Raw genomic sequence first — 14,858 nt, forward strand, 5'->3', positions numbered from 1 at the left:
CGAGCCGTCTGGTCCGCCCCCATGACTTCCCGCTCAACGGCGGCTGGGATAGGTCCCATGACCATCCCACGCGCCGCGATGGCGGCGACCGCGCTCGGCGCGGCTGCGCTCGTCGGCTGGACGGGGCCCGTCCCCGCCTCGGCCGCCCCCGACCCCGGCCTCTCCCGGTACCTCGGCCAACGCCTGGACTGGGGCGCGTGCCCGGCCGATGCCCCGGACCTGGCCGAGGCGGGCGCGCGGTGCGCGCGGGTGACCGTGCCGCTGGACTACTCGGCCCCCGGCGGCCGTTCGATCGAGCTGGCGATCTCCCGGATCAGGGGCGGGGACCGCGCGCACCGCCGGGGGATCCTGCTGACCAACCCGGGCGGCCCCGGCGGGCCCGGCCTGGACCACACGGCCCGTCTGCGCCCGGCGATGGGAGAGGCGGCGGACCGGTACGACCTGATCGGCTTCGACCCGCGCTTCGTCGGCCGCAGCACCCCGATCCGCTGCGGGCCGTCCCCTCGGCCGGAGCCGACCCATTCCCGGCGCGAGGCGTTCGATGCGTCCGTGCGGAAGGCGCGTGAAACCGCGCAGCGCTGCTACGAGCACGGGGACAACGCCGCGCTCCTCCCCCACGCCTCCAGCCGTAACGTCGTCCGGGACATGGACCTGATCCGCGCCGTACTGGGCGAACGCAAGCTTTCCTACTACGGGGTGTCCTACGGCGCCGACCTGGGCGCCGCCTACACCCAGGCGTTCCCCGGCAACGCCGACCGCGTCGTGATCGACAGCGTCACCGATCCCCGCCTGACGCAGTACGAGAACTTCCAGGCAGCCGGTGAGGCCCAGGAGCGCGGACTGGACGAATGGGCCGCCTGGACGGCCCGGCGCCACGGCGAATACCGGCTCGGCGACACCCCCGCCCGGGTCCGCGCCGTCGTCGAACGCCTCGGCTCCCGGGTGGACGACGGCCCGCTCCCCATCGGCGATCACACCCTGGACGCGAGCGTGCTGGGGCTCTTCCTGCGCCAGATGGTCGGTGGCGAGGAGAACGACGCCACGCTCGCCAGAGCCGTCCGCAACCTGGTGGACGCCGCCGACGGCCGCGACGTCCGGCCCATCCCCGAGCTGAGCATGTGGCTGGAGCTGTTCACCTCGCCCGACCCCGCGCTGGACAACCTGTTCAACAGCGGCAACGCCATCTTCTGCGGCGACGGCGGCTGGCCCGCCGGAGGCTGGCCGGACGACCCCGAGCGCCACTGGCGCGACACCGAGCGCGCACGCCGCACCCAGCCGGTCTTCGCGGCGACCGCCAACGCCGTCTTCCCCTGCCCGTTCTGGAAGACCGAGCCCCGCGAACCCGGCATCAGGATCGGCAACCGGGTCCCCCTGCTGATGCTCCAGGCCACGCGCGACAACAACGTCCCCCACGCCGGTGCCGTGGCCATGCGTCGCAAGCTCCAGGGCTCGCGCCTGATCTCGGCCGACATCCGCGCCCACGGCGTCTACGGGCGCGGCACCGACGGTCTGACGCCCGTCCCCTGCGTGGATCAGGCCGTCAACGCCTACCTGCGCACGGGCACCCTGCCCCCCGCCGACTCCACCTGCCGCCGTCCGAGCGGACGGCCGTCCACGACGTCCTGATCGGCCCGCACGGGAGCCATGCCGGCGTAGGAAAAGCGATTGTCCGCGGTTCCGGCGCGGAACTACGGTGCCGCGGTGGAACTCTTCTCACGCTCGTGGACGGCGCTCCGCACGGCGGTCGCCGAGACCCCCGACGAGGACTTCGACCGGCCGTCCGGCTGTAGCGGCTGGCTCGTACGGGACCTGGTGTGCCACCTGGTCATCGGCGCGCAGGACGTCCTGATCACCCTGGTCACGCCCGCCGAGACCGAACCGACCGTGGACGCGGTCACCTACTGGAGCGTCGTCGAACCACCGACCGGCGAGGACCCGCTCGACGCCCTGATCCCCCGGCTGGCCGCCGCGTACGGCGAACCCCGGCTGCTCAAGTTCCACTTCGACGACGTCGGTTCCGCCGCGGGCCGCGCCGCCGACCTCGCCGACCCCTCCGTCCGGGTCGGCACCTGCGGCGAGGTGCTGACCGTCGGCGACTACCTGTCGGCGTACGTGCTCGAATGGACCCTGCACCACCTGGACCTGATCGCGCACCTGCCGTCGGCCGCCGAGCCCCCCGCCGAGACCCTCGCGGCGGCGCGCGCGCTGCTGGAGAAGATCGCCGGGACCCCGTTCCCCGCCTCGTTCTCCGACAAGGACGCGCTGCTGGTCGCCACCGGACGCCGCGCGCCGGCCGAAGCGGAGATGGCCGCGCTGGGCGAGTTCGCCGCGAAGCTCCCTCTCAGCATCGGCTGAGCCGCCCATCGCGGTCCCTCCCGGCTCAGGGGGACAGCAGGCGCCGGGTCACCTCCTCCGCACCGCGCCGGATCGGCTCCTCGTCGCCCGGCTCGTCGGGGATGTGCATCTCCCGCCGCGCCTCGCCGATCCGTACCCCCAGCCACCAGCCCCGGCTCAGCCGGACGGCGATGGCGAGCCGGGTCCCGTCCGCGTCGAAGGCGTTGAAGATCCCGAACGCCATCTCCCGTACCTCGATCTCCCGTCCGCCGACGCGGATCCTGGTGGCGTTCACCGCGCCATGACCTCGCGCAGACGGGCGCGCAGTTCCTCGGGGCAGTCGGCCTCGACGTCACTGGTCGCGTCGAACGTCTCCCGGGTCATCGGCCCCCGGAACGCCCACCACCGGCCCTTGCTGCTGTAGACGATCGACCAGCCCTGCCCGCCGAACTCGTCGCGCAACCGCGCCTTGATCTCTTCGACATCCGCCTCTGACATGTGGCACAGCGTGCACGAACGGGCACGTTATGAAGTTTCACAGAGCGGTGAAACCCGGTGGTCAGGGCATGCCGAGCCAGGAGGCGAATCCGCTGAGAGCCTTGGGCCGGCGCCGTTCCGCAGCCACCAGCATCCGTACGGTCTCGCGCACCATCGGATGGTTGCGCGTCTGCTGGGGAGCTGCCCTGCGGGCTGCCTGGAGCGCTTCGAGCGCCTTGACGCGGTCGCCGTGGTACAACCAGCCACGCGCAAGATCGATGTAGTGGTGGCCGAGCCTGACCGGCGCGACCGTGGGAGGCAGCCGCAGGCCCGCGCCACGGCGTACGGCCTCGGCCCCGTCGTACATCTCGACCGCGACGGCGACTTCGTGGATGGCGACGTTCGAGGGGCCGAACTCCAGCCCGTAGTGGTTGGCGTCGCCGCCGAGCAGCCGAGCGGCCTCACGAGCCTCGTCGATGTGAGCCCAGGCGGCGGGCGCGTCGGGCGTCCGCGCGGCGAAGACGGCCGAGCGCAGGTGCGCGGCACCGTAGACGCTCAGTGTGGCCGGGTCCATCCGTGCCACGTCCTCACCGAGGTCGCGGCGTACGCGCTCCAGCAGCCTGATGCCCCTGTCATAGGCGGCGCCCGCCAGGAACAGGGTCGAACGTTGCCACTGTGTCCGGGCCACCCGGAGCGGGTCCTGCGACGCCCTCGCGGCCCATTCCACGCGTTCCATCGCCAGGCTGCGCAGGTCGAAGTACCCGAGGGTGTAGGCGATCGCCGTCGCACCCGTGTAAGCCTCCGACAGGAGCGCGAACAGCCGTTCGCGCCGTGCCCCCTCGGCCGCATGAGCCGCGGCCGTCAACTCCTCCAGCAGGCCGGGCAGCACGTCCCCGAGCTTCCCGTAGCGGCCGTCCCGGCCGAGCACGGAGGCCGCCGCCACCTCGGCCGCGAGCGCCTCCAGCCCGCGCGGCCGGACGTCCTCGTCCGGAAGGTCCCACGACATCAGCGCCCGGCGGAAGCCGGGGATGACGGCGTGCAGCCGCTCATCACCTCGCGCCTCGGCCTGGTAGGGCTGGCCGGTCAGCGTGCCCACGTCCACCCTCAGCGCGCGGGCGGCGCCGGCGACCAACGCCTGGGATGCCGGTTTGTGCCCGCGCTCCACCTGGGCGATCAGGCTCTTGGAGCAGGGCACCCGGTCCGCGAGTTGCCGCTGGGTCAGGCCGCGCAGCTTGCGCGCGTCGGCGATGCGCCGCCCGATCGCGTCCCGTTCGGTGTTGCCACCATGCATGGACTGGTTCCTCCCGCGAGGCTCGCAACTCACGTTAGGCCAGGTGGCGGTCTCCGTCAGGGGGACGGGTGATGCGCGGCGATAGGGCAGGCCGGAACGGCGGGTTCCGGCTTATGATCGTCGCCTCGGATCTCACACTTTGAAAAGAAGTGGCCGTGGACGTACGTCTGCGCAGGATCGCCGCAAAGCTGGCGATCGTTCCCTATCTGCCCGGCCGGTCCCACTCGTTCGGTGAGGACAAGCACCGATTCCGCCTCGGCCCGCCGCTTCCGGAGGCCGAGGTCGCCGCGTTCGAGGCGCGGTACGGGGTCCGCCTCCCCCGGGAGTACCGCGACTTCCTGACGACGCTGGGCCACGGCGGCGCGGGCCCTTACTACGGGCTGCTGCCCCTGGAGACTTGGCATCGGTCGGTCATCGGGGACCTGCCGTCCGGCCACCTGACACGGCCGTTTCCGCTGGAGCCCGGCTCACGTCCTGGACCCGAAGGGTGCGAAGAGCTCGGCTCCAACCCGTTCAGCGGGGCGATCCCCCTGGTCCACCAGGGGTGCTCGTACGCCAGCCTGCTGGTGGTGACCGGTCCCGCCCGTGGCCGGGTCGTCGACATCGACCTGGACCGCCAGCCCCCGTTCTTCACCTCCGACACCGGTTTCCTCGCCTGGTACGAACGCTGGCTCGACGAGATCGCCGATGGACTCACCAGTGCCGGTTTCAGCTCCTCGCTGCCCGGCGGCCAGGCCGCGCTGGCATCGGTACTTCGTGACTCAACCGACTCCGTGTCGAGGCAACGGGCCGCCCTTACGCTGAGCCGCCATCCCACGCTGACCACACAGACCATGGACGCGCTCGCCGAGGCGGTCCGCCGGGACGGCCATGCCATGGTCAGGCTGCATGCGCTCGGCGCCCTGACCGCCCCTCTGCGCGGCCCGGCCCTGTCCGTGCTGGAACAGGCCCTCGACGATCCCGCCTCCGAGGTGCGTGCCCTCGCTGTGCGCCAGTTGGAGCGGCGGGGCGAACGCTGGTATCCGCGCGTACGGCGGGCCCTGCGCGACGAGCACGGCGAGGTCCGGGAGGCCGCGATCGGCGTTCTCGACCGCTGCGAGGTGCTCACGGAGGCGGACGTGCTGCCCTTGGCGGACGATCCCGCCGCGGCCGTGCGAGCGGCGGTCATCGTCGCCCTACGGCGACTGGGTTCGGGCCATGCCGAGCCGGGGGCCCGTGCCGCGCTGGACGACCCGGACCTCGGTGTGCGGCACTGCGGCCTGGGCGTCCTCGCACGAGCCCGTTGGCTCACCGGAGGCGACCTCGCCAAGGCCACCGCCGATCCGGGCCTCCGCGAACGGGCCGAACGACTCGCCCGTCGTTAGTTCTCAAGGCCGAACACCGCGGAGACTCGCCGTGCGAGATCTTCCTCGGTGATCGTGAAATTCACCCTGAGCCCGTGGAGGCCCAGACGCCGGGTCTGCTCGGTGAGCCGGTCGGTGAACAGTGCGTCGCGCTGGAGCAGGTTCCGCAGCGCGTGCCGCGGGTCGCCGGTCTTGGCGATGAATCCCCATGCCGGGCCGCCACGGCCGTCGAACACCGCCTGGCGGAACCGCGGGGTCGGCAGCAGCCACACGGCGTGGCCCACTTCGGTGAGCAGGGGCCGGACGAGGTCGGGCAGTAGCCGGAACCCCTCGGCGACCACCGGCCGGTCGGCGGGGAGGGCGAGAAGGTCTTCGACGATCAGGCCGAATCCTTCGCCGCGGAACCAGTGGAAGGTATCGAGCATCTCGCGCGGACTTCGGGCCACCCACCGTTCGTCCATGTCCATGGCGGCGAACTCACCCAGGTAAGGAGCCTGTTCGACAGGCATGCGGCGTGCGTGGTCGCCCATGACCGCGTCGGTGTCGTACAGGCGCATCCCGTACCGGTCGGCGATGCGCCGGGCGATGGTGGATTTTCCGGACCCGCTGCCGCCGCCGATCCAGTAGACGTGACGCAACCGATCCCGCCGTACGTTGGAGGAAGTCCCGTCGTGCAGTGCAGAGTGCATTCGCTGGCTCCCGTCGAGTGCCTACCCGCTTGAGTCATTCCCACCGCCGCAGCCTTGGGGCGTCCTCAGTGGTCGCACCCCAGGTACTCGTCACGGCGCCACAGCATGACGGCCAGCATGAGCGGGAACATCGCCACGTGCGCGAACAGCATCAGGCCGCCGCCGTCGATGACGTCCAGCCACAGCAACGGGAACAGCGGCACCACGGGGGCGAACATCGCCCCGCACATCTCCAGGGTGACAGGCCAGCCGTGGCGGCGGAGGCGCATCGCCACCGCCATGCCCACGGACATGTTGAACGCCATCAGCAGGTAGGCCGCCTCGGGATGGGTGTCGTAGGAGAGGCCGAGCCCGACGGCCCGGAAGAGCAGTCCGAGGACGCCCATCCCGACGAACATGGCGATGATCATTTCGATGTAGTGCCAGGTGAAACGGAGCCAGGGACGCTGCGGGGAGGATGCGGTCTGTGTCATGGGCTCACTCTGTCGCCGGGACGTCCCCGGGCCCCAGGAAGGGCCGCGCACAGGTCCGGAAACTTGGGAAGCCTGTCTCCGCGACATAGGGTCGCTCCATGACCGGACGGCGTGTGCTCGTCGTCGGATACGACGCGGCCGAACTGCTCGACATCGCCTGCATCACCACGAGCCTGCAGATCGCGAACCTGCACGGCGCCACGCCCGCCTACCACGTGCGCGTGGCCGCTCCGGGCGGCGGGCCCATCACGTGCAGCACCGGCCTGATGATCCAGGCCCAGGAGACGCTCGAACGGGTCAACGAGCCGCTCGACACGCTCATCGTGTCGGGCGGGATCGGGCACGAGGCGGCGGCCGGGAACCGGGTGCTCCTCGGGCACGTCCGCCGGCTGGCCCGGCACTCCCGCCGCGTCGCCTCGGTGTGCACCGGAGCGAGCGTGCTGGCCGCCACCGGGCTGCTGGACGGCCGGCGCGCCACCACCCACTGGCGGTGGGCTCCGACCCTGGCCGCCCGCCATCCCAAGGTCATCGTCGACCCGGACCCGATCTTCATCCGGGACGGCAACCTGTGCACGGCGGCCGGCGTCACCAGCGCCCTGGACCTCACGCTGGCGTTCGTCGAGGAGGACCACGGGGCCGCCATGGCGCGGAACGTGGCCCGCAACCTGGTCACCTACCTGCAACGGCCCGGCAACCAGGCGCAGATGAGCATGTTCACCAACGCCCCGGCGCCCGCCGACGACCTCGTGAGGCAGGTGGTCGAGCATGTCACCGCCCACCTGGACGCCGACCTGACCACGGCCGCGCTGGCGGCCCGCGCGGGCGTCAGCGAACGGCACCTGACCCGGCTGTTCCTCAAGCACCTCGGCCAGACGCCCGGCCGGTTCGTGCGGCAGGCCCGTACCGAGGCCGCCGCGCACCTGCTGGTCTCCACCACCCTGCCCATGACCGGCGTGGCGTCCCGCTGCGGGTTCGGCACGGTCGAGACGCTGCGGCAGGCGTTCGTCGCCCGGTACGGCACACCGCCGTCCCGCTACCGCGCCACCCAGTCCTCGACGACGCGGTGACCGTACCAGGGGAGCATCGCTCTCAGCCCGGCGACCATCTTGGGCTTTCAGGCTCCGCGCGGTGGGTTCGGTGAGCGTTGTCCTCCCTGCGGGGGAGCCTCCCAGGTGGCGGTGATGTCGCGGGCGACATCACGGAGGAGGTCGATGAGCATGTCCGCGAGTGGTGTGAGGCTGGCGTCGGTTCTGGTGACGGCGTAGAGCTGGCGGTAGGGCCTGGGGTGGGCCAGCTCGCGATGGGTGGTGCCGGGCGCATGCGTCAGGGCCAGGCGCGAGACCAGGGCCACTGCGATGCCCGTGCCGACGAGGGCCTGGGCGACGTCGTAGGACTCGGTCTCGAACCGCACGGTGGGAGTGAAGCCGGCCTCGCGGGCGGCGTCGTGGAACTGTTCGCGGGCGGCATGGCCGGCCAGGATGGAAACCCACGATTCCCCGCGGAGTCGTTCCAGGTGAAGTTCGGTGTCCGCGGGCTGCTCGGTGGCCAGTGGATGGTCATCGGGGAGAACCACGACCATCGGGTCCGTCAGGAGCGAGTGGGCCCGTAGGTGGGGGGGCGGCGCGAGCGGCGTGCCCCAGGACGCGACGATGGCCACGTCCAGGCGCCCCGCGCTGATCTCGTCCGCTCCGCGTCCGGACACCACATCCATGACGGAGACGTCGGCGTCCGGATGGCGGTGTCGCAGAGCCGTCAGGGCCGGTGGGAGCAGGTGCAGGGCGGCCGCCTGGAACGTCCCGATCCGCAGACGGAGCGAGAGGTGGCCGAGCAGTGCGGCCAGTTCCGCCCCGGCCCTGTCCGATGCCTCCTCCACCGTTCGACCGTGGGAGGCGAGCAGCGCACCGGCCGCGGTGAGCGTCGCTCCGCGAGGACCACGGATGACCAGGGGCACCTGCCAGTCGCGCTCGGCCTTGGCCACCTGCTGGGTGACCGCCGCGGGCGTGAGCTGGAGTGCGTGAGCCGCCGCCGTCAGGGAGCCGTGCCGCTCGATCAACGCGAGAAGCCGCAGCTGTCCCGGATCCACCAGCATTCACTAATCCTAACGCTGCACCCTCTTCTTTTAACTTCTCTTAGGGCACGTGACGGGGAAGCCTGGTACACCCATCAGCCCAAATCCCCGGAAGGGGTGCTTTTCCCATGCCCACGCATGTGCCCGTCTTCATCGTCACCACCTTGCTGCTGGCGATGCTGCCAGGCGCGAGTCAGGCCCTGATGATCCGGCAGGCGCTGGAAGGCGGCCGGCGTACGCTCCAAGGCACGCTCGCGGGCAATGCCAGCGGCTTCCTGCTCTGGTCCACGGCCGCCGCGGCCGGACTGTCCGCCGTCCTGCTGGCCAGCCCCACCGCGTACGCGGCGCTCCGGATCGCAGGCGGAATCGTGCTGATGTTCCTCGGGGTGAAGACGCTACGGACCGCGCTCACCACCGTCTCCACCCGCCCGCCCGACGAGGCCGGGCGCGGCACCGGCTTCGCGAGCGGATATCTCACCGGCCTGATCACCAATCTCGGCAACCCCAAGGCGGGCGTGTTCGCCATCTCGGTGCTGCCCCAGTTCGTGACCGCGGAAGGCCCGGTGTTCCTGTCGACCGTCGCTCTGGGAGCCCTGTGGGCGCTCGTCAGCGCCTCCTGGTACATGTCGCTCACCTGGGCCGTCAGCCGAGGGCGCGCCCTGATATCGCAGCCGACCGTTCTGCGGGGGCTCAGCGTGACCACCGGGGTCGTCCTGCTGGGGCTGGGCGCCGCGGTGGCAGCAGGTGTCTGAGGGCCGGGCCGGTCAGGCCCGGGGCCACGCGGCGCCGGCGGCTCGGTGGGTGAGAAGATCTCAACTCATCATCGACCATGGACGTTGTTCTGCGGAGGTGTTCTCCGGGTGGAGCCGCTGCGGCCGGGTGATCCACGCATGGTGGGTCCGTACCGGCTAGAGGGAAGGCTGGGCGGGGGCGGGATGGGACAGGTGTTCCTGGGCCGTTCCCGAGGCCGGCGGCCGGTCGCGGTCAAGGTGGTGCGTCCAGAACTGGCGGAGAACGCCGGGTTCCGGCGCCGGTTCGCCGACGAGGTGGAGGCCGCCCGAACGGTCGGCGGCTTCTACACCGCTCATGTGGTCGACGCCGACCCTGAAGCCGACCCGCCGTGGTTGGTCACGGCCTTCATCCCGGGTCCGTCGCTGGAACGGGCCGTCGATGAACATGGGCCGCTGCCGGTCGAGGCGCTCGGCGTCCTGGGCGCGGGACTGGCGGAGGGCCTGGCCGCGATCCATCACGAGGGTCTCGTGCACCGTGACCTCAAGCCCGGCAACATCATCCTCACCACCGACGGTCCCCGCGTCATCGACTTCGGCATCGCCCGCGCGCTGGATGCCGTCCATCTCCCGACCGCCGTGCTCGGAACTCCCGGGTACATGGCACCCGAGCAGGCGGTGGGACTGGAGGTCGGGCCCCCCAGCGACGTGTTCGCATTGGGGTCGGTACTGACCTTCGCCGCGACCGGGTGTGGGCCCTTCGGTACGGGGCCGGCCGGAGCGATCGTCCACCGGAGCGTCCATGAGGACCCTGACCTGACCCGGCTCCCCTCCCACCTCACCGATCTGATCGGCGCCTGCCTGGCCAAAGACCCGAGGCAACGGCCCACTCTCACCGAGATCCTGGACCGGCTCGCGCTTCCTCCCGAAGCGACCATACAGTGGCCTCCCCTGCCCCTGACCGCGATGATCAACGCGGCGACCGCGGCCGTCCCGACGGCGCTTCTCCACACGGCGACCCCGGTGGCGGACAAGATATTCGAGCAGGTGGACGCTTCGGGGAGGGTGACCACCGCCGTGTTCCGGCGGCGATCCTCGTCCGAGGAAGAGGTCTTCACCGATTTTCAGGTGGACGTGGATCCGGACATGGTGGTGGTCGGCGGCGGGGCGATCGGTGCGGACACGCCGACCGGGGCGTTGCTCACGGCGTCCTATCCCAACAGTTCCCGCACTGCCTGGCTGGCCTCCTCCAAAGCCCACGCGTGGTCCAACCCGCACCGGCTGATCGGGTTCGCCATCGGCCTGAAGATCGCCGGACTGAGCCGGGACCAGCTGCTGGCCAACCTCAGCTTCACGCAGCGGACCAGCGAGAGTGTGAACCATCCCGCCGAGTCCGCCGACGTTCCGGCCGGTTTCACCTTGATCGGCGGCGGTTTCCGGGTGAACTGGCAGCCCGGAGAGGGCAACCTGGCCACCGCGTCCTTCCCGGAGTTCGGCGACGAGTGGACGGCGCGGTCGAAGGCCCACGACTACCAGTGCCCATGCCCGATCGACGCCTTCAGCGTCGGACTGCGAACGCACCTCCCCGAAGTCGGCAGGGTCGAGCGGGGCTCCGACAGCGCCCTCAGCGAGACCGCGGCGCACCCGTGCGCGTCCACGGCGCTCACCGGCGGGTTCGCGCTCACCGGGATCGGCGCGGAGGTGCGCTTCAACGAGCCCGGGTCGCTCTTGTGGCGGCTCGAACCGACATTCGGCGGCGATCAGCAGGGCGTCACCGCAAGTTCCAAGGACCACGGGTCCCCCGCACCCGCCGAGATCAAAGCGTGGGCCATCGGAATCCGCCTGGTCTGATGTCCTGGGCGTGCAGCGCGTCCATGGTCGTGCGTCGCTCGTGCGTCAAGAGCGCATGACGTGCGGGGGACCCTGGAGGATTCCTTGACGCAACCCTCCAGGGTCCGAGCCAGGCCTCAGCCCTTGACCAGGACCGCCAGGCACTCCACGTGCTGGGTCATGGGGAAGGCGTCGAAGGCGCGGAAGGTCTCCAGGGTCCAGCCCCGCTCGCTGAAGTAGGCCAGGTCGCGGGCCAGGGTGGCGGGGTCGCAGGACACGTAGGCGATCTTGCGGTCGGCCAGGCGGGCGACCTGGTCGACCACCGCGCGGCCGGCGCCGCTGCGGGGCGGGTCGAGGACGACGATGTCGGCGCCGCGGACGCGGGCACCGCGGTGGTGGCCGCCACCGCGCTTGGTCTGGGTGCGGCCGGTGCCGTCCGCGCGGCCGAACTCCAGGTCGGGGACGACCGCCTCGACCTGGCCGCGCTCGATGGCGACCTGCGGCAGGTCGCGCGCGTTGAACTTGGCGTCGCGGACGGCCTGGGCGTCGGACTCCACGCCGACCACCAGGCCGTCGGGGCCGACGCGTTCGCCGAGCAGGGCGGCGAAGAGGCCGACGCCGCAGTAGAGGTCCAGCGCGATCTCGCCCGGCTTGGGTTCGAGGGCCTCCAGGACGGCGTCGGCGAGCAGCCCGGCCGCGCCCGGGTGGACCTGCCAGAAGCCGCTGCCGCTGATCTGGAAGAGGCGGCCGGAGACCTCCTCGCGCACGTACGGGACCTGCTTGTCGGGGGCCGTCTCCTTGCCGCGGAACAGGCGGACCGGGACGTCCAGGCGGGGGACGCGGGCCTTCCGGCCGCCCTTGAGGGCGACCAGGCGGTCACCGGTGGTGGCCGAGACGATGCCCTCCACGGAGACCGTCCCCGGCCAGCGCTTGCGCTCGATGCCCATCATCTCCACGCCGGGGTGGGCGATCAGGCACTCGTCGATCGGCTCGATGTCGTGGGAACGGTGCCGGCGCAGGCCGACGGTGCCGTCCACGACGGAGAACTGGACGCGGGTGCGCCAGCCCAGGCCGGGGTCGGGCGGCATCTCGTCGGTGACGGGATAGGGCACCTCTTCGACGGTGACCGTGCGGGTGATCCCGGCGACGCGCTGGAGCTGCTCCTCCACGACGGCGGCCTTGAGACGGCGCTGGGCGGGCAGGGAGGCGTGCTGCCAGTCGCAGCCGCCGCACCGGCCCGGCCCGGCGAACGGGCAGGGGGGCTGGACGCGGTCCGGGGACGGCTGGAGGATCTCCACGGCGTCGGCGCGCAGGAAGTTCTTGGTGCGGTCGGTGACGCGGGCGCGGACCCGTTCGCCGGGCAGGGCATGGCGGACGAACACCACCCGGCCCTCGTGCCGGGCCACGCAGAATCCGCCGTTGGCGACGTTGCCGACCTCGAGGTCGAGCAGTTCGGGTCCGATTTCAGTCACGGTCCGAAACGATACCGCCGCCCGAGCGTGCTCCCTCCCGGTCCGAGGGGGTACGGGGCGGGCGGCGGGAGGAGCCGGGGGCCGGCGGCTCGGGCCGGCCCTTGAGGCGGTCGGAGGAACGCAGCTGCCAGGCCACGCTGGTCACCATGACGCCGGGCACGAACAGCAGGCGGCCCTTCAGGCGCAGGGCGCTCTGGTTGTGCAGCAGGTGCTCCCACCAGTGGCCGACGACGTACTCGGGGATGAAGACGGTCACCACGTCGCGGGGGCTCTTGCGCCGTACGTTCTTGACGTAGTCGAGGACCGGGCGGGTGATCTCGCGGAACGGGGAGTCCAGGATCTTCAGCGGCACCGGGACGTCGAGGGCGTCCCATTCCTCCCGGAGGCGCCGGGCCGCCTCGGCGTCCACCGCGACCGTGACGGCCTCGAGCGTGGACGGGCGGGTGGCGCGGGCGTACGCCAGGGCGCGCAGGGTGGGCTTGTGGATCTGGGAGACCAGCACGATGGCGTGGTTGCGGGCGGGCAGGGTCACGTCCTCGCCGCTGGGCACCAGCTCCTCGGCGACCCGGTCGTAGTGCCGCCGGATCGCCTTCATCAGCAGGAACAGCACGGGCATCGCGATGCACACGATGTAGGCGCCGTGGGTGAACTTGGTGATCAGCACGATCACCAGCACCGTCCCGGTCATGATCAGGCCGAAGGTGTTGATCGCGCGGGCCCGCTTCATCTCGCGGCGGGCGACCGGGTCGGTCTCGGTGCGCAGCCGCTTGTTCCAGTGCCGGACCATGCCGGTCTGGCTGACGGTGAACGAGACGAACACGCCGACGATGTAGAGCTGGATCAGCCGGGTGACGTCGGCCCCGTAGGCGTAGATCAGCAGGCCGGCCATGGTGGCCAGGATGATGATGCCGTTGCTGTAGGCCAGCCGGTCGCCGCGGGTGTGCAGCTGGCGCGGCAGGTAGCGGTTGCGCGCCAGCACCGAGCCCAGCACGGGGAAGCCGTTGTAGGCGGTGTTGGCGGCCAGCACCAGGATCAGCGCCGTCATCACGGTGACGAACCCGAACATCGGCGTGAAGTTGCTGAAGACCGTGTGCGCCACCTGGGCCACCACGGGGTCCTGGTTGGAGACGTCCCGGCCGGTGGCGGGGTCGATCAGGGTGCTGCCGTGGGTGGGGTCGGCGAACTTGGCGTCGGTGATGTAGGCCAGGGCGGTGACCCCGCCGAACATCGTCATCGCGATCAGGCCGAGCATCAGCAGGGTGGTGGCGGCGTTGGGGCCCTTGGGCTTGCGGAACGCCGGGACGCCGTTGCTGATCGCCTCCACGCCGGTCAGCGCGGCGCAGCCGGAGGCGAACGCCCGCATCAGCAGGAAGGCCAGGGCGAAGCCGCCGACCCCCATCTCCGTGCCCTTCACCTCCAGGTGCGCGGTCTCGGCCTGGAGGTCGGCGCCCAGCAGGAGCCGGGTGAACCCCCAGAGCAGCATGCTGAAGATGCCGAACATGAACAGGTAGGTCGGGATGGCGAAGGCGACGCCCGACTCCCTGAGGCCGCGCAGATTGAGGACGGTGAGGAGGGCCACGAGCCCGATCGCCGTCGCGACCTTGTGGTCGCCGAGGAAGCCCAGGAACGCGCCCAGGTTGTCGACCGCCGAGGAGATCGAGACCGCCACGGTCAGCACGTAGTCGACCATCAGCGCGCTGGCCACCAGCACGCCCCAGTTGCCGCCGAGGTTCTCGGTGGCCACCTCGAAGTCGCCGCCCCCGCTGGTGTACGCGCGCACGTTCTGCCGGTACGAGGCGACGACGGTGAGCAGGATCACCACGACGGCCGCCGCCACCCACGGGGTGTACTGGTAGGCGGCCAGGCCCGCGATCCCCAGGGTGATCAGGATCTCCTGCGGGGCGTAGGCGACCGAGGACAGCGCGTCACTGGCGAACACCGGCAGCGCGATCCTCTTGGGAAGCAGCTGCTCATGCTGCTGGGCGCTGCGGAGAGCGCGTCCCAGCAGGACGCGTTTGACGAGGTCGGAAGCCTTCGACACGAACGAGACTCTAGCCCCTGGAGGGGACGCCCGGTCCGCGGCCCGCCCCGTGGGGAGGATCCGGGCGTTCCACCCCTGCCGGCCCCGGCCGAAAGGGGCTGGAGCGGTGCCG

General features: G+C 71.4%; 14 protein-coding genes. 6 read left to right on the forward strand and 8 right to left on the reverse strand.

All coding sequences use genetic code 11. The features are described from left to right. Positions 1 to 57 precede the first annotated feature (57 nt). Together IW256_RS26175 and IW256_RS26180 are read left to right on the forward strand one after the other, a co-directional pair. Positions 58 to 1,626: an alpha/beta hydrolase gene (locus tag IW256_RS26175; protein WP_197013484.1), complete on the forward strand. Its 1,569-nt coding sequence runs from the start codon at positions 58 to 60 to the stop codon at positions 1,624 to 1,626. A 75-nt stretch (positions 1,627 to 1,701) separates the two neighbouring features. Then, complete coding sequence (locus IW256_RS26180; RefSeq protein WP_197013485.1) at positions 1,702 to 2,355, forward strand: maleylpyruvate isomerase N-terminal domain-containing protein; 654 nt, start codon at positions 1,702 to 1,704, stop codon at positions 2,353 to 2,355. Between the two features lie 25 nt (positions 2,356 to 2,380). Here the strand turns inward: IW256_RS26180 and IW256_RS26185 are convergent, their stop codons facing one another. The 3 genes from IW256_RS26185 to IW256_RS26195 form a co-directional block, all read right to left on the reverse strand. Then, positions 2,381 to 2,629: a hypothetical protein gene (locus IW256_RS26185; RefSeq protein ID WP_197013486.1), complete on the reverse strand. Its 249-nt coding sequence runs from the start codon at positions 2,627 to 2,629 to the stop codon at positions 2,381 to 2,383. After that, the gene (locus IW256_RS26190) at positions 2,626 to 2,832 is read right to left on the reverse strand and encodes a hypothetical protein (RefSeq protein WP_197013487.1); all 207 of its coding nucleotides are present in this window, start codon (positions 2,830 to 2,832) and stop codon (positions 2,626 to 2,628) included. The genes IW256_RS26185 and IW256_RS26190 overlap by 4 nt, the downstream gene beginning before the upstream one ends. 61 nt (positions 2,833 to 2,893) lie before the next feature. After that, positions 2,894 to 4,102 carry a helix-turn-helix domain-containing protein gene (locus tag IW256_RS26195; protein ID WP_197013488.1) on the reverse strand — a complete coding sequence of 403 codons (1,209 nt, stop codon included), beginning with the start codon at positions 4,100 to 4,102 and terminating at the stop codon, positions 2,894 to 2,896. 155 nt (positions 4,103 to 4,257) lie between these two features. Between IW256_RS26195 and IW256_RS42830 the strand changes: the two genes are divergently transcribed. Next, the gene (locus IW256_RS42830; RefSeq protein WP_197013489.1) at positions 4,258 to 5,466 is read left to right on the forward strand and encodes a HEAT repeat domain-containing protein; all 1,209 of its coding nucleotides are present in this window, start codon (positions 4,258 to 4,260) and stop codon (positions 5,464 to 5,466) included. On the opposite strand, the gene IW256_RS26205 is transcribed toward IW256_RS42830, so the two are convergent. Continuing rightward, positions 5,463 to 6,134, reverse strand: coding sequence for a shikimate kinase (locus IW256_RS26205; RefSeq protein WP_197013490.1), 672 nt, complete (start codon positions 6,132 to 6,134; stop codon positions 5,463 to 5,465). The genes IW256_RS42830 and IW256_RS26205 overlap by 4 nt on opposite strands. 65 nt (positions 6,135 to 6,199) lie before the next feature. Further along, entirely contained in the window at positions 6,200 to 6,607 is a 408-nt protein-coding gene (locus tag IW256_RS26210) for a hypothetical protein (protein WP_197013491.1), read from the reverse strand. Between the two features lie 98 nt (positions 6,608 to 6,705). On the opposite strand from IW256_RS26210, the gene IW256_RS26215 reads away from it, so the two are divergent. Beyond that, positions 6,706 to 7,674, forward strand: coding sequence for a GlxA family transcriptional regulator (locus tag IW256_RS26215; protein WP_197013492.1), 969 nt, complete (start codon positions 6,706 to 6,708; stop codon positions 7,672 to 7,674). Between the two features lie 47 nt (positions 7,675 to 7,721). Here the strand turns inward: IW256_RS26215 and IW256_RS26220 are convergent, their stop codons facing one another. Beyond that, positions 7,722 to 8,696 carry a LysR family transcriptional regulator gene (locus tag IW256_RS26220; protein WP_197013493.1) on the reverse strand — a complete coding sequence of 325 codons (975 nt, stop codon included), beginning with the start codon at positions 8,694 to 8,696 and terminating at the stop codon, positions 7,722 to 7,724. Between the two features lie 107 nt (positions 8,697 to 8,803). On the opposite strand from IW256_RS26220, the gene IW256_RS26225 reads away from it, so the two are divergent. After that, on the forward strand, positions 8,804 to 9,427 hold the full coding sequence (locus tag IW256_RS26225) for a LysE family translocator (RefSeq protein ID WP_197013494.1): 624 nt from the start codon (positions 8,804 to 8,806) through the stop codon (positions 9,425 to 9,427). A 138-nt stretch (positions 9,428 to 9,565) separates the two neighbouring features. Next, on the forward strand, positions 9,566 to 11,254 hold the full coding sequence (locus IW256_RS26230; RefSeq protein ID WP_269217946.1) for a serine/threonine-protein kinase: 1,689 nt from the start codon (positions 9,566 to 9,568) through the stop codon (positions 11,252 to 11,254). A 116-nt stretch (positions 11,255 to 11,370) separates the two neighbouring features. On the opposite strand, the gene IW256_RS26235 is transcribed toward IW256_RS26230, so the two are convergent. Then, a complete protein-coding gene (locus IW256_RS26235) occupies positions 11,371 to 12,705 on the reverse strand; it encodes a class I SAM-dependent RNA methyltransferase (RefSeq protein ID WP_197013496.1) in 1,335 nt (444 codons plus the stop codon). Further along, positions 12,698 to 14,746, reverse strand: coding sequence for an APC family permease (locus IW256_RS26240; RefSeq protein WP_307829092.1), 2,049 nt, complete (start codon positions 14,744 to 14,746; stop codon positions 12,698 to 12,700). Before IW256_RS26240 ends, IW256_RS26235 begins: the two co-directional genes overlap by 8 nt. Positions 14,747 to 14,858 lie beyond the last annotated feature (112 nt).

Source organism: Actinomadura viridis (assembly GCF_015751755.1).
In the GTDB taxonomy this organism is placed as follows: domain Bacteria; phylum Actinomycetota; class Actinomycetes; order Streptosporangiales; family Streptosporangiaceae; genus Spirillospora; species Spirillospora viridis.